General features: G+C 42.4%; 23 protein-coding genes. 10 read left to right on the plus strand and 13 right to left on the minus strand.

What is annotated here, in order from left to right:
* Window positions 1–19 precede the first annotated feature (19 nt).
* The 7 genes from ACXAC1_RS18860 (at window position 20) to ACXAC1_RS18890 (ending at window position 6,527) form a co-directional block, all read left to right on the plus strand.
* On the plus strand, window positions 20–505 hold the full coding sequence (locus ACXAC1_RS18860; RefSeq protein WP_475063526.1) for a FixH family protein: 486 nt from the start codon (window positions 20–22) through the stop codon (window positions 503–505).
* A complete protein-coding gene (locus ACXAC1_RS18865; protein WP_475063528.1) occupies window positions 502–2,880 on the plus strand; it encodes a heavy metal translocating P-type ATPase in 2,379 nt (792 codons plus the stop codon). Before ACXAC1_RS18860 ends, ACXAC1_RS18865 begins: the two co-directional genes overlap by 4 nt.
* A gap of 10 nt (window positions 2,881–2,890) precedes the next feature.
* Window positions 2,891–3,049, plus strand: coding sequence for a cbb3-type cytochrome oxidase assembly protein CcoS (gene ccoS, locus ACXAC1_RS18870; protein ID WP_475063530.1), 159 nt, complete (start codon window positions 2,891–2,893; stop codon window positions 3,047–3,049).
* The gene (locus ACXAC1_RS18875; protein ID WP_475063532.1) at window positions 3,046–3,714 is read left to right on the plus strand and encodes a sulfite exporter TauE/SafE family protein; all 669 of its coding nucleotides are present in this window, start codon (window positions 3,046–3,048) and stop codon (window positions 3,712–3,714) included. The genes ccoS and ACXAC1_RS18875 overlap by 4 nt, the downstream gene beginning before the upstream one ends.
* An 82-nt stretch (window positions 3,715–3,796) precedes the next feature.
* Complete coding sequence (gene hemN / locus ACXAC1_RS18880) at window positions 3,797–5,167, plus strand: oxygen-independent coproporphyrinogen III oxidase (RefSeq protein ID WP_475063534.1); 1,371 nt, start codon at window positions 3,797–3,799, stop codon at window positions 5,165–5,167.
* Window positions 5,168–5,196: 29 nt separating this feature from the next.
* On the plus strand, window positions 5,197–5,958 hold the full coding sequence (gene fnr / locus ACXAC1_RS18885) for a fumarate/nitrate reduction transcriptional regulator Fnr (RefSeq protein WP_475063536.1): 762 nt from the start codon (window positions 5,197–5,199) through the stop codon (window positions 5,956–5,958).
* A 26-nt stretch (window positions 5,959–5,984) separates the two neighbouring features.
* On the plus strand, window positions 5,985–6,527 hold the full coding sequence (locus tag ACXAC1_RS18890) for an adenine phosphoribosyltransferase (protein ID WP_475063538.1): 543 nt from the start codon (window positions 5,985–5,987) through the stop codon (window positions 6,525–6,527).
* Window positions 6,528–6,612: 85 nt separating this feature from the next.
* On the opposite strand, the gene ACXAC1_RS18895 is transcribed toward ACXAC1_RS18890, so the two are convergent.
* The 4 genes from ACXAC1_RS18895 to ACXAC1_RS18910 all read right to left on the minus strand — a co-directional run bounded on the left by ACXAC1_RS18895 (window position 6,613) and on the right by ACXAC1_RS18910 (window position 10,404).
* Window positions 6,613–7,176: a YfaZ family outer membrane protein gene (locus ACXAC1_RS18895; protein WP_475063540.1), complete on the minus strand. Its 564-nt coding sequence runs from the start codon at window positions 7,174–7,176 to the stop codon at window positions 6,613–6,615.
* Between the two features lie 14 nt (window positions 7,177–7,190).
* Window positions 7,191–8,027 carry a tRNA 2-thiocytidine(32) synthetase TtcA gene (ttcA, locus tag ACXAC1_RS18900; RefSeq protein WP_133559973.1) on the minus strand — a complete coding sequence of 279 codons (837 nt, stop codon included), beginning with the start codon at window positions 8,025–8,027 and terminating at the stop codon, window positions 7,191–7,193.
* A 90-nt stretch (window positions 8,028–8,117) separates the two neighbouring features.
* On the minus strand, window positions 8,118–8,627 hold the full coding sequence (locus ACXAC1_RS18905) for a SprT family zinc-dependent metalloprotease (RefSeq protein ID WP_475063542.1): 510 nt from the start codon (window positions 8,625–8,627) through the stop codon (window positions 8,118–8,120).
* Window positions 8,620–10,404 (minus strand): RecQ family ATP-dependent DNA helicase, encoded by a 1,785-nt coding sequence (locus ACXAC1_RS18910; RefSeq protein WP_475063544.1) that lies wholly within the window; start codon window positions 10,402–10,404, stop codon window positions 8,620–8,622. The genes ACXAC1_RS18905 and ACXAC1_RS18910 overlap by 8 nt, the downstream gene beginning before the upstream one ends.
* 58 nt (window positions 10,405–10,462) lie before the next feature.
* Here ACXAC1_RS18910 and ACXAC1_RS18915 point away from each other — a divergent pair, with 58 nt between their 5' ends.
* Complete coding sequence (locus tag ACXAC1_RS18915) at window positions 10,463–11,116, plus strand: YecA/YgfB family protein (protein WP_475063545.1); 654 nt, start codon at window positions 10,463–10,465, stop codon at window positions 11,114–11,116.
* Between the two features lie 74 nt (window positions 11,117–11,190).
* On the opposite strand, the gene ACXAC1_RS18920 is transcribed toward ACXAC1_RS18915, so the two are convergent.
* The 6 genes from ACXAC1_RS18920 to ACXAC1_RS18945 all read right to left on the minus strand — a co-directional run bounded on the left by ACXAC1_RS18920 (window position 11,191) and on the right by ACXAC1_RS18945 (window position 16,163).
* Window positions 11,191–11,634 carry a Spy/CpxP family protein refolding chaperone gene (locus ACXAC1_RS18920; protein WP_475063547.1) on the minus strand — a complete coding sequence of 148 codons (444 nt, stop codon included), beginning with the start codon at window positions 11,632–11,634 and terminating at the stop codon, window positions 11,191–11,193.
* Between the two features lie 115 nt (window positions 11,635–11,749).
* Window positions 11,750–12,505 carry an ATP-binding cassette domain-containing protein gene (locus ACXAC1_RS18925; RefSeq protein ID WP_475063548.1) on the minus strand — a complete coding sequence of 252 codons (756 nt, stop codon included), beginning with the start codon at window positions 12,503–12,505 and terminating at the stop codon, window positions 11,750–11,752.
* On the minus strand, window positions 12,502–13,461 hold the full coding sequence (locus ACXAC1_RS18930; protein ID WP_475063549.1) for an iron chelate uptake ABC transporter family permease subunit: 960 nt from the start codon (window positions 13,459–13,461) through the stop codon (window positions 12,502–12,504). The genes ACXAC1_RS18925 and ACXAC1_RS18930 overlap by 4 nt, the downstream gene beginning before the upstream one ends.
* On the minus strand, window positions 13,451–14,452 hold the full coding sequence (locus ACXAC1_RS18935; RefSeq protein WP_475063551.1) for an iron chelate uptake ABC transporter family permease subunit: 1,002 nt from the start codon (window positions 14,450–14,452) through the stop codon (window positions 13,451–13,453). The genes ACXAC1_RS18930 and ACXAC1_RS18935 overlap by 11 nt, the downstream gene beginning before the upstream one ends.
* Window positions 14,449–15,258 carry a siderophore-interacting protein gene (locus ACXAC1_RS18940; protein ID WP_475063553.1) on the minus strand — a complete coding sequence of 270 codons (810 nt, stop codon included), beginning with the start codon at window positions 15,256–15,258 and terminating at the stop codon, window positions 14,449–14,451. Before ACXAC1_RS18940 ends, ACXAC1_RS18935 begins: the two co-directional genes overlap by 4 nt.
* Window positions 15,258–16,163 (minus strand): ABC transporter substrate-binding protein, encoded by a 906-nt coding sequence (locus ACXAC1_RS18945; RefSeq protein ID WP_475063554.1) that lies wholly within the window; start codon window positions 16,161–16,163, stop codon window positions 15,258–15,260. Before ACXAC1_RS18945 ends, ACXAC1_RS18940 begins: the two co-directional genes overlap by 1 nt.
* Before the next feature lie 231 nt (window positions 16,164–16,394).
* Here ACXAC1_RS18945 and ACXAC1_RS18950 point away from each other — a divergent pair, with 231 nt between their 5' ends.
* Complete coding sequence (locus ACXAC1_RS18950; protein ID WP_475063555.1) at window positions 16,395–17,714, plus strand: NtaA/DmoA family FMN-dependent monooxygenase; 1,320 nt, start codon at window positions 16,395–16,397, stop codon at window positions 17,712–17,714.
* Here ACXAC1_RS18950 and ACXAC1_RS18955 read toward each other — a convergent pair.
* Window positions 17,684–18,604: a helix-turn-helix transcriptional regulator gene (locus ACXAC1_RS18955; RefSeq protein ID WP_475063557.1), complete on the minus strand. Its 921-nt coding sequence runs from the start codon at window positions 18,602–18,604 to the stop codon at window positions 17,684–17,686. The genes ACXAC1_RS18950 and ACXAC1_RS18955 overlap by 31 nt on opposite strands.
* Window positions 18,605–18,772: 168 nt before the next feature.
* Here ACXAC1_RS18955 and ACXAC1_RS18960 point away from each other — a divergent pair, with 168 nt between their 5' ends.
* The gene (locus tag ACXAC1_RS18960; RefSeq protein WP_475063558.1) at window positions 18,773–20,875 is read left to right on the plus strand and encodes a TonB-dependent siderophore receptor; all 2,103 of its coding nucleotides are present in this window, start codon (window positions 18,773–18,775) and stop codon (window positions 20,873–20,875) included.
* Between the two features lie 280 nt (window positions 20,876–21,155).
* On the opposite strand, the gene ACXAC1_RS18965 is transcribed toward ACXAC1_RS18960, so the two are convergent.
* Together ACXAC1_RS18965 and ACXAC1_RS18970 are read right to left on the minus strand one after the other, a co-directional pair.
* Complete coding sequence (locus ACXAC1_RS18965; protein ID WP_475063560.1) at window positions 21,156–23,402, minus strand: response regulator; 2,247 nt, start codon at window positions 23,400–23,402, stop codon at window positions 21,156–21,158.
* A 10-nt stretch (window positions 23,403–23,412) separates the two neighbouring features.
* Window positions 23,413–24,681: an ABC transporter substrate-binding protein gene (locus tag ACXAC1_RS18970; RefSeq protein ID WP_475063561.1), complete on the minus strand. Its 1,269-nt coding sequence runs from the start codon at window positions 24,679–24,681 to the stop codon at window positions 23,413–23,415.
* Window positions 24,682–24,756: the final 75 nt, after the last annotated feature.

Below are 24,756 nucleotides of genomic sequence, written 5' to 3' on the forward strand. Positions count from 1 at the left end.
TAAGTATTGGAGAACTTGTATGTCTTCTACCGTTGCTCCGGTTTGGTATAAGCAGTTTTGGCCTTGGTTTATTATCAGTGTACCGCTTTCTTCCGTATTAGTTGCCGTTGTACAAGTCTATGCCGCCCTTCACTCCTCTAGTGATCTTGTGAAAGACGACTATTACAAAGAAGGTTTAGCAATTAACCAAGTGATTACCCAGCGCGAGGCAGCTAAAACAATGGGAATCAAAGCCCATCTTCGCATGGACGACTTGACTGGTGAGCTTTTACTGAGCACAGAAAATGCCACGGCAGATGAACTGACGGCTTTGTTCGCACACGCGGCAGTGTCAGCCAAAGACTTTAGTGTAACATTCCAAAAAATCCAAAATGATGAGTATCGAGCACAACTTGAGAAACCCTTATCTGGGATTTGGAACGTTTATTTAGAGTCTAAAAATGGCTGGCAGCTTAGCGGCCGTATCAACAGCAACATTCATGACCATTTGAATTTCAACTTATGAGTAATGTTTGTTTTCACTGTGGGGATCCTATCCCCACAGGGCTAGACATCGCGAGTACACTACAAGACCAACGCCGCGAGTTTTGTTGTTATGGATGCCAAGCCATTGCTGAGCACATATGTGGCGCAGACCTATCTATGTATTATGAGCGCAGAGACACAAACTCTGCGAAACGCTCATCCTCAGATACTTCTGCACTGTTTGACCTATTAAACGATGACGACCTTTACAACGAATACGTTTATCAAGAAGCGCAACAGCATACCATCCAACTTTCCATCTCAGGCATTACCTGCTCTGCATGTGCCTGGTTAATTGAGCGCCATTTATCCAATCAATGTGGTGTCATTAGCATTCACGTGAATGCCAGCGATGCATTGGCGACACTAGTTTGGGACCCAAACAAAACCACTGTTCAAGTTCTTTCGCAGAGCCTCCAACAAATTGGTTACAGCGCGCATCCACATCGACCAGGCGAACAAGATCAGATACACAAGGCCGAACGGAAAAAAGCCATTATAAGACTGGGAGTCGCTGGTGTCGGCATGATGCAAGCGATGATGAGTGCCATTGCAATGTATGCAGGTGACATGCAAGGCATGGAAGATAGCCACCGCCAATTACTCCGCTGGATCAGCTTCCTGTTCGCAACACCTGTCGTCATATACGCCGGCCTCCCCTTTTATAAAGGGGCACTTCGAGATCTCAAAAACCGTCATTTCACTATGGATCTGCCCGTATCATTGGGGATTCTTCTATCTTATGGTTCCAGTGTGATCGCGTTTTACACCGAGTCGGGACATGTCTATTTTGATTCAGCTACGATGTTTATCTTTTTCTTATTACTGGGGCGCTTTCTCGAGACACTGGCACGATCCAATCAAAACAAAGGTCGCCACAACACTGATCTAGAACCGGTTATCGTAAAACGTGAAGGCTCAGAGAAAGTCATTCCAGTACATAAGCTAACAAGCGGAGATATTGCCAAACTTGAATCAGGACAGACCATTCCTGTAGATGGCATTTTATTAAGTGACTTTACTAATGTTGATGAATCTAGCTTGACCGGTGAGTACCAACCAGTAGCCAAACACAAAGGGGATTTGCTACGAGCGCAAACTATTAATGTTGACCAACAAATTGAGCTAGAAGTCACTAATATTGGACAGAATACCCAAGCCGCTACCATTTCGCGCATTACTGAGCGAGCACTGAGCGAAAAACCACGTGTGGCGGTGATTGCTGATAATGTAGCGCATTATTTCGTTCTCGCTGTCTTGATCACGGCTTCATTAACCTACGCTTTTTGGTCTTTCATGGGCGAAGCACAAGCTTATTGGATCATGGTCAGTGTCTTAGTTGTCACATGTCCCTGCGCCCTATCTCTTGCCACACCTGTCGCATTAACCACCATGACCAATGCGTTTAAGCAGCAGGGCTTTTTAGTCACTCGTGGACATGTTATTGAGTCACTTGCACAAACAAAGCAAATAGTCTTCGATAAAACCGGAACATTAACCCAAGGTAAGTTCTCAATCGTTAAGTTCGTCAACTTATCAGAGCACTATTCTGAGGAGTTACTATTAAGTTGGATTAGTGCATTAGAGAGCCAATCTAAGCACCCGATCGCCCAAACATTCCATAGTTTTCCTCCTAGTAAAGTTGATCACCTTCAAAACCTTCCCAGTCTAGGTGTGACCGGGGAGATTGACGGTAAAACGCTTTTCTTTGGTAACGCTGCACTAATACTTCAAAGTGATGTCTCATTTGAACAACAGCAATACGCCGAACTAGGCAAGCTGACACTTTATCTGGCTGATTCAGAGAAATTACTAGCCGTTGTTTCTCTATGTGATGCGCTGCGCCCTGAAGCCGAATCGGTTCTTAGTACTTTGAGAGACCAAGGGATACGCTTAAGCCTTCTAACAGGTGACACCTCCACCTCTGCAATGAGTATTCTTCCAAGAGATTGGTTTGACGACTATGAAACGGATTGTTTACCTGATCAAAAATGGCAATGGATTAAACAACAACCTCATAAAGACATTGTGATGGTTGGTGATGGCCTTAATGATGTGCCAGCTCTTGCTGGAGCAACCACTTCGCTGGCTATGGGAGCTAGTTCTGACCTTGCCAAATTGCACTCGGATGCCGTCTTGCTGAGCGACCACCTTGAGACAATTCCTCTGGCGTTAAACGGGGCAAAACGCTGTCGCAAGATCATTAAGCAAAACTTATTCTGGGCAGCTGGTTACAATGCGACGCTTTTACCTCTGGCCATTGCCGGGCTTATTCCACCTTGGATGGCCGCCATTGGCATGGCGTTAAGCTCATTAATGGTTGTTGTCAACGCTTCCAGACTAAACAAACTCTAGGAACACCTTTATGGAAAGCCTTTTTTTATTAATACCTATAGCCGGCATCTTTGTGGTTATTGCTATCCTCATTTTTATATGGGCTGTCAAAGGTGACCAGTTTGACGACCTTAATCGAGAGGGCGAACGTATTCTGTTTGATGACGATGAAACGGACTCGAAGCAGTGATTTCCATTTTCCTAAGTGGTATCGCCATAGGATTAGCGGGTGCAGGACACTGTTTAGGTATGTGCGGAGGCCTTGCTTCTCTACTCTCAGTTGGCGGGCAAATAAAGCACTCATGGCTAGTGGCTTACAATGTTGGTAGAGGCCTGTCTTACTTAGCGTTCACCTTATTGCTAAGTAGTGCTTTGTACTATGGCCTTGCGGATTACTACACCCAATCCATGCAACCGCTTCGCACATTGGCTGGCATCATCATGATCTTAATGGGCTTGTATATCTGCGGCGCGTCTAGACTGATTCTTGTTACAGAAAAAGCAGGACGACTTCTATGGAAAAGCATTCAACCCGCGGCAAAGTCTTTGCTGCCTATAAGATCCAGCAAACAAGCCTTACTTGCCGGTATTATCTGGGGCTGGCTACCTTGTGGGCTTGTCTATTCTACCGTGCTGTGGGCCACATCCCTTGGCTCAGTGAAACTTTCCATGATGGCAATAACAGGTTTTATCTTAGGCACTCTCCCAAGCATGTTACTGGCGGGCCTATTTAGCCAACAATTAAAAGACATATGGCAGCGCTATCAACTCAAATGGATGTTTGGTATCTCCATCATCCTTTATGGGGCTTACAGCATCCCTCTAGTGAAAAGCATGCTTTCTTTAATCGGATAACTCCAATTCTTGATCTATATCAGCAAGTAAAAAAGGCATAAGAGTAAAATTCCTATTAGAATTTTTAATAGGACACGCTTTTATGCTTTGGGACTCCCAACTTATCCAAAAATACAACCTTGCTGGGCCGCGCTACACTTCATATCCAACTGCGCCTCAGTTTTCGACAGATGTCAGCAAGATGGAATTGATCGGTAAGATGCTAGAGCCCTCACACTCGCCATTGAGCCTATATTTTCACGTCCCATTTTGCGCGCACCTTTGTTACTACTGCGCTTGCAACAAAATCGTGACCAAACAATATGACAAAGGAACCGAGTATGTTGAATTACTGGGTGAAGAAATGCGCTTACGCGCATTAATGATTGATCAAAGCCGTCCTGTCACCCAGCTTCATTTCGGTGGTGGTACGCCTACCTTTTTAAGTGAACAGAACCTTGAAACATTATTCTCTCAAGTTCACGAGTTGTTCAACCTTGTCACTGATGGCTCACAAGATTTTAGTATTGAAATCGATCCAAGAGAAGTAAACCGCAATAAACTAGAAGTACTAAGAAAGCTTGGTTTTAATCGAGTTAGTCTTGGCATTCAGGACTTTAACGCTGATGTGCAAAAAGCCATCCATCGCATACAGCCTCTAGAGCTTGTAGAAAGTGTGGTAAACGATGTTAGAGATCTCGATTTTAACTCTATTAATTTCGACTTAATTTATGGACTACCAAAACAAACACTGTCAGGTTTTAAAGAAACCCTTGATAAAGTCATTGCCTTGTCGCCAGATCGAATCTCAGTGTTTAACTATGCTCATTTACCACAAAGATTTGCACCTCAACGCCGTATCTTGGATGAGGATCTACCTTCACCTGAGCATAAATTAGCGCTGCTGAAACTCAGCATAGACACGCTGACGGACGCAGGTTACGTCTACATCGGTATGGACCACTTCGCTAAACCAAATGACTCATTAACAAAAGCACAACAAGAAGGTCACCTTCAGCGTAACTTTCAAGGGTACACTACCCACGCAGAAACCGACCTACTAGCGTTTGGCGTTTCTGCTATTAGCCAAGTAGGCAAAGCGTATTTTCAAAACCATACGGATTTATCACTCTATCAAAACTGTATAGAAAACGGTCAACTTGCTATTATGAAAGGCTATATTAGTAACCAAGATGATCGCATCAGACACGCAGTAATCATGCAGCTTTTATGTCATAACTCGCTTAACAGTCGAGATATTGAACACAAGTTTAGTATTAATTTTCGAGAGTATTTTGAGAAAGAGCTGGCTTCTTTAAAAGAGCTAGAGGAGGATGGCGTTATAAACGTCTATAATAAAAATGATCAAATACATCTTGAAGTAACGGAAGCTGGAAGGCTGCTAGTGCGCTGTGTGTGCATGGCATTTGATAAGTACCTAACAAACAACAACAGTTTTTCAAAAGTTATTTAATTACCCGATCGAGCTCAGGGAGAGTATTTATGGCAATTTCTAATTCTAATAACCGTTTCAGCAGCAAGCTGACTTCGCAGTGCCAAAACTGCAGTCTAAGTGCCCTGTGCTTACCAATCGCTCTAGCTGACGAAGACGTCAACCGCCTCGATCAGATCATTGAGCGTAAGCGACCACTGAAAAAAGGTGAGCTTTTGTTTCATCAAGGTGAAGAATTTGATTCTGTATTTGCTGTACGTACGGGCACACTAAAAACTTTTAACATCACTAACTCTGGTGAGGAGCAAATCACAGGCTTCTACTGCCCTAGCGAGCTGGTAGGTCTTAGCGGTATTGATGATAATCACTACCCTGTTTCGGCCAAAGCGCTGGAAACCACCACTGTCTGTGAAATCCCATTTTCACACCTAGAGCAACTGTCTTCACAGATCCCTTCACTGAAGCATCAATTATTCCGCTTAATGAGCCGTAAGATCTGTGATGATCAACAAATGATGGTGCTACTTGGCAAAAAGAACGCTGATGAAAAAGTGGCGTCGTTCTTGTTGAACCTATCACACCGCTTCAAAAAGCGCGGTTACTCAGCGACAGCATTCCGTTTATCCATGTCACGTGGTGAAATCGGTAACTACCTAGGCTTGGCTGTAGAAACGGTAAGCCGTGTTATGACACGTTTCCAGAAAAATGGTTTAATTGACGTGGATGGTAAGGAAATATCGATCATTGATATGACCGAAATGGAGAAACTTGTCGGTGCGTCATCAGAATGTGCTACCATTGAGCATGTTTAATTAACCATTCAGTTAAGGTTTTACCTATGCTTTTTGATGACTTTTACTTTAAGTCTCTAATTCGCACAGTTGAAGATTGGCCAAAGCCAGGGATTAGCTTCCGCGATATCACCCCTATTTTCACCAACCCGAAAGGGATGCGTATGGTGGTTGACGCTTATGTACACCGTTACATTGATAGCGATATCACTCACATTGCTTGTATTGATGCTCGAGGCTTTTTAATCGCTTCAGTGTTGGCGTACGAGCTGCGCAAACCACTTGTGCTAGTGCGCAAGAAAGGCAAGCTACCAGGTAAAACGATTTCGCAGTCCTACGATTTAGAGTACGGCAGTGCCGAGCTAGAAATTCAAGAAGATGCGGTTCAAGAAGGCGCTCAAGTTTTGTTATTTGACGATCTGATTGCCACTGGCGGTACTCTAATTGCTGCAATGAGCCTCCTGAAACAGCAAGGCGCTAACATTAAAGAAGTGGCAGCTATTATTGATCTTCCTGATTTAGGTGGCAGTGCTAAGATACAGGACCTAGACATTTCTGTATTTTCACTTTGTGCATTTGAAGGCGAATAAATAAGCATTTCAAAATTGCTTGTTTGCCCATAAATAAAAAAGGTGGCATGAGCCACCTTTTTTATTTACAACTTATCTAATCAGCTTAAAACGTCGCTGCAACGCCAATAGCGACACCTTTGTTCATGTCAACATCTCCATACCGCTCTAGGTCAACACTTGTCAAACCGTATCGCAAAAACACACGAGCATTTCGCAACGTTCGATATTCACCGCGGATCTCAGCTTGATACAAATTATCAATATTTTGGAAAGACAGTACTTTAGGAGAGAAATACAGCGAGCCTAATACACTAAAGCGGTTTGCTTTTGGAAAAGTATAACGGTAGAAACCACCAAGCGCTATGGCTGAACCAGCATTGTCAACATCGTATTCCGTGTCTACTGCAAGCAAACGTGCTCCAAGACCAATTTGCACTGGATAGTCTTTCGCTGTGTCTAGGTCCTCAATATGAGCACCAATATAGCCGTATTTACCATCATCTGAATGATACATTCCACCAAAGTCAAAGAAATAGCGACCTTGGTTCAAGCTTACATCCAGCTTAACAGCGTCATTTGATAGACTCCCTTCAACATTGGTTTCAGCCGTCGCTTGAGCAGAGATTACAGCCCCTAATATGAGAGGAACAAGTTTCTTAATTGACATACAGCTTCCTTAAATTAAAGCGAGATAACATTTAAGCGTTTCATTGCTTCTTCAGATTGCTTAAGACCTTTAAAGTCAAACAATTCAGTGTCCGCCAAATGTGACGGCACAACATTTTGGACCGCTGAGAACATCGTATCCAAACGTCCGGGGTATTGTTTCTCCCAGCCTTGAAGCATTTCTTTCACTACCTGACGTTGTAGATTTTCCTGAGACCCACAAAGATTGCAAGGAATGATTGGGAAAGACTTTAGTAAAGAATATTGTTCAATGTCAGACTCCTTGCAAAAAGCCAGCGGACGAATCACTACGTGCTTACCATCATCACTCAAAAGCTTAGGCGGCATCGACTTCAACTTTCCACCAAAGAACATATTTAGAAACATGGTTTCTAATATGTCATCACGGTGGTGGCCCAAAGCAATTTTGGTTGCACCAATTTCTTCAGCAAAGCCATACAATGAACCACGACGTAAACGTGAGCATAAACCGCAGGTTGTTTTACCCTCTGGCACGACTTCCTTAACGATGCTATAGGTATCTTTTTCGAGGATGTGATAGTTCACACCAAGGCCCGATAAATACTCAGGCAAAACGTGTTCAGGGAAGCCTGGCTGCTTCTGGTCTAAATTAACCGCCACTATTTCAAAATTAATCGGCGCACTCTTTTGCAAGTTACATAAGATATCCAGCATGGTGTACGAGTCTTTACCACCAGACAAACACACCATGACTTTATCGCCATCTTCAATCATATTGAATTCTGCAATGGCTTGGCCCGTTAGGCGACGCAGGCGCTTTTGCAGTTTATTCAGTTCAAGCTTTTCTTTTCGATCGATCTCAGAAGTCATTCTAAATTACCATAAAACAGATGGCGGCTATCTTACTACAAGCGGTGTTTGGAAACATCCCATCAAGTTCGCAACAAAACAACAAATCTTTTAGAGGTTAGCGATCTGTTTCACAAAGGTTAGCTGACTGCCGCACTGACGACAAAGATACTGACTACCACGCTTCACTCGCCCATGACGATGAGCAGTGAATTCATGAGTTCGACACTGACAGCGGTATTCAAACAGATTCTTTGCTTTCGGCACTTCAAAGTCATGGGTTCGTGAGGCTTCCACATTAAAAATATGCTCCATCACTGCCACCCACTCTTTTCCATGCGGCCTTACTTTACTACCAAAAACCTGATGTACCACAATATGAGCCACCTCATGAGGAACCACCTCTTCGATAAAGCGCTCTGTATCTTGGGTTAACATAAACAGATTAAAACGCATTTCATTACGCTGAAGATACGCCGTACCGGCACTGCGTCCGCGTTGCCGAAAGTTATAGGTCGGCATACTTAACTTGATCTGAAAGTAACGCTCAGCTCGGGTCATGCACTCTTGTACTTTCTCAGCGATCCTATTTTTAAGTTCGGCTGATAAGACGTTAGACATCCAGCTTCTCACTTACTTGTTCATTGAATAAATCGCTCGCATTCAACTGACTAAGAATGTCTTTGCTAAGCCCTGTCAAACGACTCAATGCAGCAATAGACGTTGGGTTAGATTCGAAGATAGCATGCAGTTGCTTCTCTGTAAGGTAATCAGAGGCCCGATTGGTCACACTCCATTGCAATAACTTTTGCCAGTTTCCCGAAGGTTTCACCCATTCCTGCGTATCTTTTAAGGCTGGGTAAAACCAATCCGTTGTCGTTAATAGCTGCACTTCGGAACGCAATAACGCTCGACATTCTTCACCCAGCCCAACAGAGAAAGGCGTTAATCCTTGAATAAATAGATACCCTTTTGCCAGCAAGCTACGTACCACAGATTTCCACTGAATTTCGTCTAACGCTGCCCCAGTACCAAACAGTGCGTGACCTTCAAGGCGGTAGTTCATCACTTGCTTAGTACGCTTGCCCATCAATGCTTGAATCAAGGCAGCAAACGGCACCACACCTTTCGTATGATGCACAAGGCTTAAGAACTTCTGCGCTGCAATGGTGACATTATGCTGTTTGCTAGTTGAACGACATCGATCACACAACCCACACGCTTCTTTAGGTGATTCAGAGAAAGCCTCTAGCAGCACGTTTTGACGACAATCCGTGTGTTCCAAGCAGGACATCAGACGCCAGAACTCGTCTTCCATTTGCTCTTGTCGGACAAACTGCCAAGTCTGCATAACGTCTTGAAGACCATAGAATAACAACGCCTGTGCGGCACGGCCATCACGCCCAGCTCGCCCCACCTCTTGTACATAGTTTTCTAACGACAAAGGCAAGTCCATATGCACGACAAAGCGAACGTGGTCCAAATCAACCCCCATGCCATAAGCCGTAGTCGCCACCAGCACCTGCACTTTACCTTTAGCAAAACATTGATGAGCCGCTTCTCTTGATTCCGCATTCATACTGGCATGATAACAAGTCGCCGAAATCCCTTGGCTAGAGAGCCAACTGGCTAACTCTTCGGATTTAGTTCGGGCACGACAATAAACGATCCCCGGTTGAGCCACTGCATCTTTCATCAAGAAGGAAAGTAACTGCTGTTTGGCACGCTTTTTTTGCGATACTTTAAGCTGAATATTTGGACGACTGATACTCTCACGAACAATTCTCGGAGATTGTAAACCCAACGCATTCGCTATCGCTTGTTCTTTGTTGGGTAACAGAGTCCCTGTTAGCGCAATGATAGGCGCATCAGGAAACACCGTTTTCAAACAGCCAAGCTGCGCGTATTCCGGGCGAAAATTACGTCCCCAACGTAGAATACAGTGCGCCTCATCCACCGCAATGCAAGCAATCGGAACATCTTCTAATAACCCCATCACGCTCGATTGCAGAAGCTTTTCAGGCGACATGTACAAAATTTCGACATCATTATGTCGCAGGCGCCAATACAGATCATTTTGCTCTGCGCCATTTTGCGTGGAGTTTAAAAACTCTGCTTTGATCCCAAGCCCCTGAAGTGTCTCCACTTGCTGCTGCATAATGGCGATCAAAGGACTGATCACTAAACCAACCCCCTCTCGTGCCAAAGACGCCACTTGATAAATCGCCGACTTACCAGCTCCGGTTGGCAACAGAGCCAACACATCCTCGCCCTCTGCCACAGCACGAACACACATTTCTTGAGAACCAATAAAAGATGAGTACCCCAAACGTTGCAGGGCATGCTTGAGCGCTGGATCTATTCGCTCTACAGAGTCGTTTTTAACGGGTTTGCTCATGGTTTTTTACAACTGATGTGTTTAAACTGTGTCGCGTATAATGAATAGGATCACTTAAATGCAACACCAACCTCTTGATGACTTAGAATTAGAAGAGCTCGAAAACTTTCTTGATTCCGATGCCGTCCACGAAGACTGCCAAAACTTTGTGATGGCACACGGTTTCCTAACCGCTCTTGCCATTTGCCCAGAGCCACCAGCATCGTCTCAATGGTTACCGCTTGTTTTCGAAGAAACGCCTAATTTTACCTCTGATAAAGAACAAAAGCACATCGAGAATTTAATGGTGCGTTTGGCATCTGATATTCAAAAGGAATTAGAGTCTGAAGACGACTTCTTAGTCCCTTGTGAAATCGAAGTAAGCAGCGACCCAAATGAGCTGAGTGAACTTGAAGAATGGGCTTCAGGTTTCATGGAAGGCGTGTTCTTCACGGAACGTAGCTGGTTTGAAACCGAAAAAGAGGAAGAAGTAGCTGAACTTCTACTACCATTTATGGTGGCATCTGGCTTGTTTGAAGACGAAGAAGTACAGCAAATTCGTGAAAGCGAGAAACTCACCAAGTCTTGTATCGAGCAAATCCCTCAATTGGTAACAGACTTATTTCTAGTGCTGCGCACCGAGCCAGAGAAAAAGCCTAACAAGCCAAAGCCTCAACGAGGCCCAAAAGGCGGCAAATCCTCTAATAAAGGCAAAGGCGGTAGGAAGCGCTAGTCGTTTCTCAGTATAAAAAAAGCCGCATCAATGGATGCGGCTATCAAGGTGGGGGAACCGATTTCTCATCTGAACTATTTACGGCGACTTTGCATCAGTTGCACTTGCTGTGGCGTTAACAGCGCATAGAATTCATGAGTTGTCTTCGCTTGCTGTACCTCTAGGGTTTGCATCAAATCACTACGTTTCTCAGACAAATCCGCAACTTGATCAACATAATCTTTATCTACCGGGTTTAACTGCATCATAGGTTTGCGTAGCTCTTGCAGATCTTCGATCACTTCTTGGCGATCTTCTCTGGCTTCAGCAAACAGCTTTCCAGCTTTCTTTTTCGTACTCGCATCGAGCTTTAATTCAGCTGCCATGCGATCTAACGCTTGCTCGGAATATGGATCCATTGACTTCACCGGCGCTTGAGCAGATCCCGCTGCAAAAGAAGTTGACGCCATAGTCACTGCCGCAGCTGCGACCAAAGCCAATGCTGACTTTTTGTAACGCTTCGCATTAAGAGTGGTCATATACACACCTCGCTGTTCGTTAATGATGATTCCATTATCAACTTTTAACTGTCAGTGTGTGTCAGGTCGTTGAAATCGCCTTGTAAAGAAAAAGACCCCATTGAACATGGCGCCATTAAAAGTGCAAACTCACAGGTATACCCTGATGATGAATGACTTCAGTACTAACGCTATAAAGAGACTCTATATTTGAAGCATTAAGCACTTCTCTTGTACCTCCTTGAAAGGCAACTTGCCCATGTTTAAGAGCAACAATATAATCTGCGTAATGGCTAGCATAATTAATATCGTGAAGTACGATGACAATCGTTTTTTTCCAATCATTAATGGCAGTTTGTAATATTTTCATCAGCTTTTTTGCATGAAACATATCAAGGTTATTAAGCGGCTCATCTAATAAAATATAATCCGTATCTTGGCTGAATGTCATAGCGACTAGCGCTAACTGACGTAATCCACCAGATAACTGGTCAATGAAGTGGTTCTGCCATTTTTCCAAACCAAAATAAGATAGTGTCTTTTTAACAACAGAATAATCCAATTCCTGAGGTCTTCCTTTGTGGTAAGGGTAGCGTGCAAAAACTAGCAAATCGATTACTCTTAGTCGATTCATAAAATTACTATGTTGGGGCATAAAAGAAATCTTCTTCGCTAATCTAGAAGAGTTATTTTTTTCAACAAATATCGAATCAAATGTGATAACCCCCTTTTGAAGTGGCAGCTGTCTCGCCATCAAAGATAATAAAGTTGATTTACCTGCACCATTAGGGCCAATTAGAGCAACCGTTTGATGTTTGGCTAAACTCAGCGAAATATTTTTAAGAATCTTATTATCTTGACGTTTAAATTCAATATTAGATACTTCAATCATGATTTAGCACGTTTCCATAGCAATACAAAAAAGACCACTCCACCTACTAACTCTACCGCAACACTTAAGGTGGATTTCATCGATAATATGTGTTCGAAAACCGCTTGCCCTAATACTAGAATTAAAGCCCCCAACAGCGCGCAAGCTATCATAGATGTACCAGCCGAAACATCAACCATAAGAGCGTTAATGGCCGCCACGACCAACAAACCGAAGAAGAAAATCGGGCCAACAAGTGCTGCAGACACGCTGACCAGTACGGCAACTATCATCAATAACAAACAAGTCATTCCAAGAAAAGGTATGCCTAGATTAACTACATGTGAATGACCAAGACGATAAATATCCATCACAAAACGCAATTTCCATAACACCCAAAAAATACCGACCAGTACAGCGAAAACCAACTTCAATAATGAAGTACTTACATGATCAAAACGCGCAAATGCCACTCCTTGGAAGGCCGCAAAGGAATCGGGCGAGAGCAAACGTGCTAAAAACTCCGTCATCGTTTGGGTAAACATACCAATTACAATCCCCATCAATAACAGTCGCCCCAGATCCCTCTTAAATCGAAGTAATAAAGCGCCATAAATAAACACAGCGAATGCGATCATAATGAGAGTCGTTAACAAAAACACTAATTTAGCGGGTAATTTTTGAAAGCCCATACCGCCTAATACGCTAAGAAGTGCAATATTAAAAAGTAGGTATACGGAATCTAATCCAATGATCGAGGGAGTCAAAATCCGGTTTTGCACGACTACTTGAAACACAAATGTTGCCACCGCAACACTCACTCCAACGATATTAAGGGCCAACCACCGCTCAAAGCGCAATTGAAAAAGCAGTGACTCATGTGGGGATAAGCCATACGTTAAGAAGAACATTGATGCAATGCACCAACACCAAACAAGTAACCTAATAGAAGCTTTATTGCGCCAACTAATATTCATCGTCAGCACCTTTCCATAACATGATAAGGAAAAGACCTGCTGCAAACGTACCAAACACCACACTCGCAGGGAGCTCTATAGGTGACCCTAGTATGCGTCCTAATATGTCACATGACAGCAACAGAAAAGCTCCAAGCCAACCACTCCAAGGTAGGCTATACGTTAAATTATCCCCAACATACTGGCGCACAATATTTGGTATAACCAGCCCCAAAAAACTGATCATTCCAACCGTTACAACTACCAGCGAGGTGCCTAAGGCAATCATCACCATTGCCAAGAATGCTATACGCTGATAGGGAACCCCCAACCCTGATGCTAGCGTCTGCCCCACGGCTAAAAGCGAGAAATAAGATGCAGCTAAATATACCGCAAGGCCCGTAAAAAATGCCCCCCAAAGTAACTCGTAGTTGCCAGCTAGAACGGTTGAAAAATCCCCATTAAGCCATGACATAAGTGTTTGTAGGCGGTCATATTCAAAGGCTAAAAATGTCGCACCTGCCCCAAGTATGGCGCTGTAAACTAAACCAATCAGTGGGAGCTGCATCGAGTCTGCCAAACGTAAACGTTTAATAAGCCAATTCAAAAACAGCAAGCTACTTAAACCAGCACTACATCCCATTAACATATGTAGCAGAAGACTTTGCTCAGGAAATATAATTGAAGCCACCAGTAAGCCAAGAGCAATGCCTTGCGGTGTACCTAGTGTTGTTGGCTCTGCGAATGCATTACTCATAACAGTTTGAGATAGGCATCCGAGCATGCCAAGCACTGCACCTGCAATTATCACTGCGCAGGTTCTGGGTAATCGGCTAACAAGAATCACTTCTCTTACACTTGGGTTACTTATCATCTCGATAAGAGACAATTGAAAAGTCCCAATCAATACACTCCATAGCGACAATATCAAAAGACTGAATATGGCCCCTATTATTAAAAGTGTTGATTGGAATTGAAACACGCCAGATCTGCATGACTCTGATGCGTTCATCCTTGTTTTTCTCGCTTCCAATACGCTTTCAAATCTAGATATTCAGAACAAAAACCCAAAGCGAGCATCCGCTTTTTAAGTTCGACGACCGTGCTAGCTTCACAAGCCCCCCAGCACCAACTCAAAGCGTCGATTGGTGGCAAATGATCTAAATAGGATAAAAGTAGCTCACCAAAACAATCTGACTCATTTCTTGGAAGCCAATGAATCGCTGTATTTGGCCTTTCAGGCAAATGAATTATTCCATCATTTCCACTCACCTCGATTGCTGCCCACACCGAGCATTCAAGAGGAAGTATCTCCAACCAGCGTGCCAATGCAGGAAGGCCAGTCTCGTCTGCGAAAAAAATATATTGATTAGCATGCGTAGGAATGCGTTTAAGAATACGTGGGCCAAGCACACCAAGCATTTGCCCTACTTTAGCTTGAGATGCCCAAGGGCCCCCCACTCCCGTTTCGTGTAGAACGAAATCAATCTCTATTTGACCTAGCTGGGCGTTGAAAGATCGCACGGTATAATCCCTGAAATCGGAAAAACGGCCATCTCTGACACCGTACCAATCCGCTTCTCCATTTCTTTGTACAACTGGCATCTTAATTTTATTCGCAGCGTCCCAAGGATCCTCTGGAAAGAACAGCTTTACATGTAGATCTGGGGCTAAACGGTCAAATGGCAGGCTCAACAAGTCTAAACCACCGAATTGAATGCGACGAAGACTTGGGGACAAGTCTGTTACCGAGATAACCTTTGCAAACCGCTGCTGTAATTTATACTGCACGAGTTCTATCTCTAACTTACCACGCATTACTGGACACCATTAGCATGAGAAAATCCTTGTTTAAGCTGTAGTAACGTATTTTTTATACCTTGCACGCCTCCTACGGCATTCAAGGTTCCGACACCATCTAGATAGATAATTTGTTCTGACTTGCTGGCATGAGTCATTTTTACCAAAGGATTATCCAGACGTTGTTTCGCTTGTGAATTCGTTGTGATCCCCACCGCAGCGTCACGATCAAATACGATTAACCAGTCTGGGTTCTTAGCCAAAATATACTCATATGATATGGGTGCTAATTCTCCAAGTTGAATTGAAGGGTCGCCCATCAAATTGATTCCCAATTCGGATGCGAACCAATCAATGCGTGTCTTTTCAGTAAGCATATGCAAGGAGCGTCCCATCAACATCACCACCATCACATCATCTCCCAAAGGCACGCTCTTTTTCACATCTGTTACTAGGCGAGAGAGGTCTTCCTCTATTTGTTTAGCCTGCTCCTGTTTACCAGTCATAGCAGCCAGCTGATACAGTCTATTGATAGCAGCTCGATAATGATTACCGGGGGCAAGTGACATATCTATTGCTTTAGAGACTTGTGATACCGCTTTAAGTTGTCCTGCAGACCGAGTACCTACAATAACCAAATCTGGATCAAGTCGATGAATAGCTTCAACATCCGCTGAAAAGAGGGTTCCAACCGTCTGAGTATTAGGCTGATTAATATAATCTAAATGAACATCACTGGGGACGCCAACGAGAGGCACTCCTAACGCATCGAGAGAATCTATGACACCAGCTGGAAACGCGATAATTCGAGTGACAGGAGCATCTATTGATACGTCTCCTTGCGCAGTATTCACACTTAGTGATTGAGCTTGGGAGGCATGCCCCCAAAATAATAGTATTCCAAATAGGATTTTTTTTAGCATAGCCCCTCGTTGCTGTCATATTTTCCAACATTGAGCATGATTATTAAGTTAATACAGCCCTTTTTATTGCCCGTCCATCATAAAAGCGATGCAATAGATTTCTAAAGTCAATGGCATGATTTCCAAATGGAATGGCACACATTCAACATTTATTAAATCCCTCTTTCCGATAAAATTAAAAGTGGATAATAACCATTCTCAAATAAGAATACATTATATTTTAGGAAGACTATGACGTCCTCAAAGAAACTTACGATAGGTGTCGCCTTGGTGACGAGCTGGCTGTCTGGTAATGGATGGAAACGTTCGGATAGTCAGGTGGAGAGCATGTTTACTCTCGCACCATACTTGAAACTTGCAAAGCGATCAGAACAATCTTACCTTGACTTTGTATTCCGGCCTGATGCTTTATACCTTTCACAACAAGAAGCATCTCTCGAAGCGAATGCCTGTAGCCTAGAACCGTTTACTTTGCTTTCGGCCATTGCGGCTCACACTCACAAAATTGGCTTGGTTTGCACAGCTTCGACAACATTCCTACCGCCCTTTCAAATTGCTCGGCAATTGCAATCTTTGCACTGGATCAGTCAAGGAAGAGCTGGTTGGAATGTTGTAACAGCTTTGGATGGACAACAAAACTTTGGCCAACAAGAAATGCCTTCCCAGGAGACTCGTTATGAAAAGGCCGAACAATGTTTAAATGCAGTGCAGGCACTTTGGCGAAGCTTTCCCAACCAAGCCTTAACAATGGACAAGAAAGCTGGCCAATTTGCCAATGTTAAAGCCATACAGGCGGCGAACTATCATCAATCTCTTATTAAAACGTCTGGACCTTTAAATACGCCAGCGCCGCCTTTTGGCAGTCCGCCAATTTTTCAAGCAGGCGCTTCCTCAACCGGGAGAAACTTTGCTGCTAAGTACGCAAACGCCGTATTTGCAGCAACACCAGATATCGAAGCAGGTGTTGAACTTCGCTCTGACCTGCGTAAGCGAGCAGTACAGCATGGTCGCAATGCGAACGAAATTAAGGTGTTACCTGGACTTAGCTTGTTTCTTGCTAAAACTCGTGAGGAAGCATCAAAGTTATATCAATTCACCCATAAAGATTACCCATTACAAAAGCGCTTTTCATACATCCAAGAAGCAATAGGATTAGATTTAAATAACCTGCCACTTGAACAAAGGATCACAGGCGACGATCTTCCTCCTATCTCAAATAAGGTTCGCAGTCGTACTCACAGCCACTTAATGAGACGTTATATTGAACGTGAGTCCCCGACTGTTGAGCAATTATTGCAACGACCTGAAGTGATGGGATCTTCTCATTGGCAAGTGATTGGTACACCTGACGACGCCGTTCAGAGTATTAGGGAAAGAGTGCAAATGGGAGCTGCAGATGGATTCATTGCTGTCTTTGGAGGAGCTCAGCAATCAATCGATCTTTTCTTCAATGAAGTCATGCCGACTCTAGTCAAACAAGGATGGTTCAGAGATCATTATCAGCAAAGCACCTTAGCAGGTCACTTAGCACTAAGTAGTACTCGTTGTTGAGCTAAAAAGACTTTCGGGGTCACCTTAAAAGATTTTTTAAACGCTTGAATAAAGCTTGAACTATGATTGTATCCAGCAAGCCATGCCGCTTCCGAAATAGATACACCGTTTTCAATTAAGGCGTTTTGTGCAATAAGCATACGTTGATTACTTAACCACTCTTTTAAGGTACAACCAAATTGCTGTTTCGCGCGGCGCTGTAGGGTACGTAAACTCATGTTTACCCCTTCCGCCAATCGTTTTGAGTCAAAAACCCCATCTTTCAGCATAGCTTTTAATTCGGTCTCTAGATCTAGAGGCCTTTGATAGCCTATATAAGTTTCATTCGATTGCATGCTTAGCCATATGAAATGCCGCCAAGCAATTTCCAATAAGTTAATACCATACATATCTCTCTGCAAGCCGGTTGCCTGGTCTCTATGTTCTTGCCATTGGAGGCAACCTTGATGCATAGCCAATGTCATAGGCCAAGAACGCACACTTTCCTTGTAAACATTTTTCGAAAGCATCTGGTGATTAGGCTCTTCCCGTAGCCACAGCTCTAATCCTGATAACCCAATATGCTCATTAATTTCTCCTGCACGAGCGATACGCCTAAGGTTTTCAGCAGTGTCAAGACTGATCATGATGCAACACCCTTCAGCGCCCGCCTCAAAATGATATCTTCTTTGCCCCAGTTCAAGGGACATAGTGCCCTTTAGAAGGAAAATAAAGCCAATCTGAGGCGGTATATAAACAGTGCTGTCAACGCGTTCGGAGAAATGGATATTACTCCCTTTTACTCGAACACCACATCGCAATGCGTAAAACCATGAATCCTCGCGCCATTCACTTGAGCACTCAGCAAAGGGCATTTGATTAAATATTTGTTGGGAAACTAGGTTTTGCACAACCCCCTCCTTTAAGCGCTTAGACCATAAACTTTGTATCTTGATGAGATTTGGCAGGTTCTAGTTACAAAATGGCACGTAATCAACACCCTCATTGAAAACCCATATCATACAATCTACACACAAACGATAACCTTTCTCATTAACAAATGCAATTTAGGCTACATTATGCTCCAGAAGAAACTATTCTCAATATCAGTGTTATACGCGTCCGTTTTAATGGCAAATCAGGCCATCGCAAATAATGAAATACGCCTTCAAACACTGACCGTAGAGGGAAATGAGCTCTACTCAGAGCAAGCATCAGAAGACAATACCCATTACACAACATCAGGCGCATCGGTTAGTAGTAAAGCGCCCGCTACACTACGCGATATTCCACAGTCAGTTAGTGTCATAACCCATCAGATGATTGAAGACCAAAATGTCGACACTTTGGATGAACTTGCAGTGAATACACCTGGGGTTCGAATGCTACCTAATGAGCAAGGGCGCTCATCTGTTATTGCGCGTGGCTATAAATACTCAGAATTCAATGTTGATGGGCTACCTTCTCAAATGGAAAGCCGTCTTGGAACCATGCCTAACTTGGCTCCTTTTGATCGTATTGAGATTATGCGCGGCCCATCAGGATTGTTTGACGCAAGTGGCGAAATGGGTGGAATTATTAATTTAATTCGTAAACGAGGTACCTATGATTTTCAAGGCGAAGCGGAAGCCAGTGTAGGATCAAATTCCCAATACAATTTTGGTTTAGATATCGCTAGCCCACTCAATAACGAAGGAACGGTACGCGGACGAACCGTGATCAATACTTTTGGTGAAACGCCAGAGACCACAGATCAACGTGACCACCATGAAACTTTCTATGGCGCATTAGATTTTGATATTACTGACAACACAACACTTGGTATCGGCTATCTCCACCAACAAAGGGACTTAACGCCTAACAATGGACTACCTCTTAACTCAGACGGCGAATTATTTAATTTACCTCACGACACATACTATGGCGTACCATGGAATAGCTTCAATATGGAAAGCGATGACTTCTATGCTGATCTGAAAACACATTTCGACAACGGTGGATTTGGAAAGCTCTCCGCTCGTTACACTGAAAATCAGGCCGACTGGAACTATCTATATGCTGCCACTAATGTCAGTGATGAAGGAAATATCGGCCTGCGACCAATCGGTGCCGATATTGAACAAAGCGCACTTGTTGCAGATGCAAGCTACAGCCGCCCTTTTGAATTTTTGAATAATATCTCCGAGGCAGTTGTAGGGCTCGACTTTAAAAACTTTAAAGATGATCGTGATGAATTCAAAACACGAGCAGCAACTCAATACAACATCTCAAGCTTGCAAAATGTAGCCTACTACGACATTTTAGCGTCTGCAAAATTAAACGGCACTGCAGGTCAAAGCTATACAAATATTGAACTGGAAGAGATAGGCATCTACGGAAAACTTACACTCCGACCAACAGACGACTTAGCACTAATCATGGGTGCTCGTGCTAGTAACTGGGACATTACTAATCAGAACAAACTAACCAATTCCGCAAATACGCGTAGCGATAGTAAAATGATTTGGTATGGAGGCACCGTATATGATTTGGACAACCACCACAGCATATACGCGAGTGCTTCTCAATTGTATGTGCCGCAAGAGTATGTAGACGCAAACGGTGACATTTTGTCTCCTCGGGAAGGAAAGCAAATTGAAGCCGGACTTAAAGGTAGCTATTTCAATAATACTCTGAACACTCGACTCTCTATCTACCAAATCGATGATGACAATGCATTTGGTTTAGACAGCTCATACAATTACATAGCCAGTGGTAAACGAAGAATGAAAGGCGCTGAAATTGAAGTTGCAGGACAAATCACAGACAAGCTAAAACTGATCGCAGGCTACAGTTATATTGATACAGAAATCATAGAAGAAAGCTCCTATGACGTACTAATTAGCTACATGCCTGAGCATATGATTAATATATGGAGTGATTATCAAGTTACTGACCAGCTAAACTTGGGGCTTGGCTTAAACACTCTCAGTAAAGTAGAGAATCCATATGGTCAAGATGGCAAAGCCTACGAAGTAATCAATGCTATGGCTTCTTACCAGTTTACACCAGCACTGCAAGCGCAATTGAATGTGAACAATTTATTTAACGAACACTATTACGAACGCGTAGGTGACTCTGGTCAATTTAATATTCCTGGAGATGAGCGATCAATTAAAGTAACTGTGCGTTATCAATTTTAGTCGCATATGAGAAACTTAGGTGCCATCATGTTTATACAAGTTGGCACCGATATCGATCAGTGAGTTTCAGACTCATTTAACTCAAACTTACTTTCGCAGTGCGACTGGCAAAGAAGTAAAATGAGAGAACTTAACCCCAAAACACTCAGTTTGAACGCTTTTTTAAAAATCCGTACCACAGCTCAGCTCCATCTCTTCGGTTAACGAAAATAATGTAACAAAACTTCATTTTAAAGTACGTCACGCAAACGCAAACAGAAATTAAACTTTTCGTTTATCATTAATTATATTGATTTATTGACCATCTATTAAGCACTTCCTCCAATTGATCAATATCTATAGGTTTTCCTATAAAGTCACACATACCAACTTCAGAACATTTCTTTTTATCTTCTTCAAAAACATTAGCCGTTAATGCAATAATTGGGATATTTCGATACTGTCTCATGGCTTTAATTTGGAGCGTTGCTTGAAGGCCATCTATTACTGGCATTTGCATATCCATAAATATTAAATCGAACTCTTCATGTATGCATTGGTTAACAGCTTCCTCTCCATTTTCTACTAATGTAATCGAACCAACATTTAATTTACTAAGAAGAGCTCTAATAACAACCTGATTCGTTTTATTATCCTCTGCAACTAATACATTCAGTCTTGAGAAGTCTAGCTTAATTTTTTCGTTTGCTTTTATCTTGTTATGTACACTCTCTTCTTGAAAACATAAAATAGAATCGATCTCAAAAGAGAACTTAGACCCTTTACCCAATTCACTTTCAACATTCAATTTGGACCCCATAAGACCAAGAAGTTTACTTGTAATAGTCAAACCCAGTCCTGTCCCACCAAACTTTCTAGTAATTGACGTATCAGCTTGAGAAAAGGCATCAAATAAACTGTCTAGATAAGTCGATTCGATACCTATCCCTGTGTCAATAACACTAAAAATAATTTTAACTTTTCCATTATTCTCTTCATTGACATGAGCTTTTACGACAACCTCTCCCTTTTCAGTAAACTTAACAGCATTTCCAATAAGGTTAATCAGTATTTGCTTAATTCTTGTTTCATCCCCGATAAACTCAACAGAACCACCTGTATAAATAACGTCAATATAAAAATTAATATCTTTATCTGAAACTTGCTTTTTGAAAAGTATCTCTAAATTATAAAATAAATTATTTAGGTCAATAGGACTACTCTCTAAATAAATCTTATCTGCCTCAATCTTGCTTAAATCCAAAATATCATTGATTACTACAAGTAAACTCTTTCCCGAGGATATAATAATATCCAACATTTCCTTTTGCTTTATAGTTAATTCTGTGTCTTGCAAATTAGTAGCCATACCTAAAACACCGTTCATAGGTGTTCGGATTTCGTGACTCATATTGGCTAAAAATTCCGATTTCACTTTAGATGTATGCTCTGCAGCTTTTTTTTCTTTCTCTAGATCTATACTCATATCTCTAAATCGGCTTGCAGCTTGCGCTAACACGCCAATTTCATCTGTTCGCTTCGAGTGAGGTACTGTAGCAGAAAGGTCGCCACTTAAAAAACGGCTAAAGCTATCCGTGAGTCTAGAAATTGCTTTCGTTATGTGTGCATGAAAGAACCAAGCCAATAGTAAAAGGTAAAATATAATTGCAAAACTTAAAATATTAAGTGTCGTTCTTGTTATTGAAACACTATCATCACTCACCTCCTTAATATTTTTTAATCTTTCAAAAGATAGCTCTCTTAATGAGTTTGACAATATACCGAATTCATTAACATCTCCCGCTATAACAATATTGACCAGATTTAAGTAATTTCGATTAACCTGAACCGTTTTCGCGAAAGAGGCCTGATACTTCTTTACAAGATTATTCAAATAGTTGGATTCATCAAATCTTTGAGATTTCATAGAAATACCCGACAGAATAGAAGCAACTTCTCGCTTCTTAGCATAATCTTTTCGAGATAGAAACAACCATGCACTGCGATGTAAAGCATGCCAATCATTGCTAACATCTAATATTTCAAGCTTAGCGACTGGATCCTTCGTGTTACTTCTTAAAACTGCTAGGCTTTTGATTGCAGATTGATAAACACTTTCCAAAACAACATTTAACATCTCTTGCCTTTCACGATATATAGACGGCAATACTGTTAAATTAGCACCAATTTTATCGACTAATTCTGAGAGTTTCTTTATATTATCTTCTTCCTCTTCAGATATTGAGTCAGAAACTTCCAGACTAAGCAATCGACTTTTAATATCTGAGTGATTTTCATTGATTTTCTCAAAAACAGCACGGCTACCCGTGATACTATATACAGAAATATCTCTTTGCATTTCAACAATATCTTTATTAATCCCAACAGTGGAATTACTATAGTTACTGATATTAGCAACATTACTAATAGACTCTTCAATCGTATCGAGACGCTGAACCATGATGATATAACTTACAAGCAATATCAGAACAACAAAACTAAATGCCACAACAATTTTTAATGCAATAGAGCGAGCGAAAACAGTCAACCTCTACTCCTCAGGCGTTTAAAAGCTCATACCATTTATCTAAACTATAATCATAATTTTGCATAACTGTGTTCCAAACGGCTATATTAGAAAATCGAGAAGCATAGCTTCCTCCATGTCTTACTTCTCCTGCTTTTATAGACACATTACCGTCGGTCCCTCTTAAGTCCGTTACGGCCTCCTTACCATCATACCAATAGTCCCATTCAGCAGAAGACATTAAGCTACGGCTACGTTCAGGGTTAGAAATATAATAACCTTGTCGAGCGATGAAAGCGCCTGGAAAACCAGATAACCACCAATTCATATACTCGTAGGCAGCTTCCTTTACTTCCTCACTTACATTTGCAGATAAACACATAACACCGTGCCAAGCACGATAGCCCTCTTTTGGAGCAGCATACACAACAGGAACGCCCTGCCCTTTGCAAGCACTGACAGCAGGTGAAAACATACTTTGAATATTAGCTCGACCCGATTTCATGAATTCAACTGATTGGGGAACTGACGACCAAAATCCAGAAAAATGACCTTGGCGCTTTTTGATAAGCAATATCTCGAATAAATTGTCTATTTCTGTCAGGCTCATATTGCCAATATCATTAAACTTTATCAGCCCTTGTGCTTGAGCAGACAAAGCCGCATCAAAAAGACCAATAGTTGGCGCATTGATTAGCGCAACCTTACCTTGATTAGCTTCATCCAGTAACCAAGACCAAGACTCTGTCTCATAAGCCACACCAGGCGGAATGTGTTGTGTGTTATAGCCAAAGGAGTCGACATTATGCACGTATGGCATAAAACTGAGTTGTTTCGACGGTGTTGCACCTAACGAGCCGTCTGGCTGTACATAGATAATTTTATTCGGCGCATCACCTGCACCTATTTGTGAATCATCTGTTAACTTCCCTGTTTTGGTTAGATTATTTATTTCGTCCCAGTAGCGAAGTCGATCCGTATCAAGGGGCTGTATAGATCCAGCTTGCCAGAGAATGTTAATCGAATCAGACCAGTGTTCGTAAAGGTCAAACGAATTAGGGTCTGATGCGGCTTTTTGCAACAAAGCGGCATCTCCCATGGGATAAAACTCAAGGTTGATGCCTAACTCTTTCATTGCTCGTTGTCGGAGTTCTTCCTGTAAGGTAACGTGCGTTCCCATTACTCTTAATGTAATGTTTCTTTTTGAAAAAACATACGGAGCCTTAAGTCCAGCAGTTGATGCGACCACTCCTGTCCCTAGAGCACGTAAAAAGCTTCGTCGGTCGAGTAAATCATTCATCTGCACACTTCCTATCCAATTTATTCCTTCTAGTATAGATAGAAAATGAAAAGTCGCTTAAAAACAATAAATTTC

This window comes from Marinomonas sp. AWM4_232 (assembly GCF_056158325.1).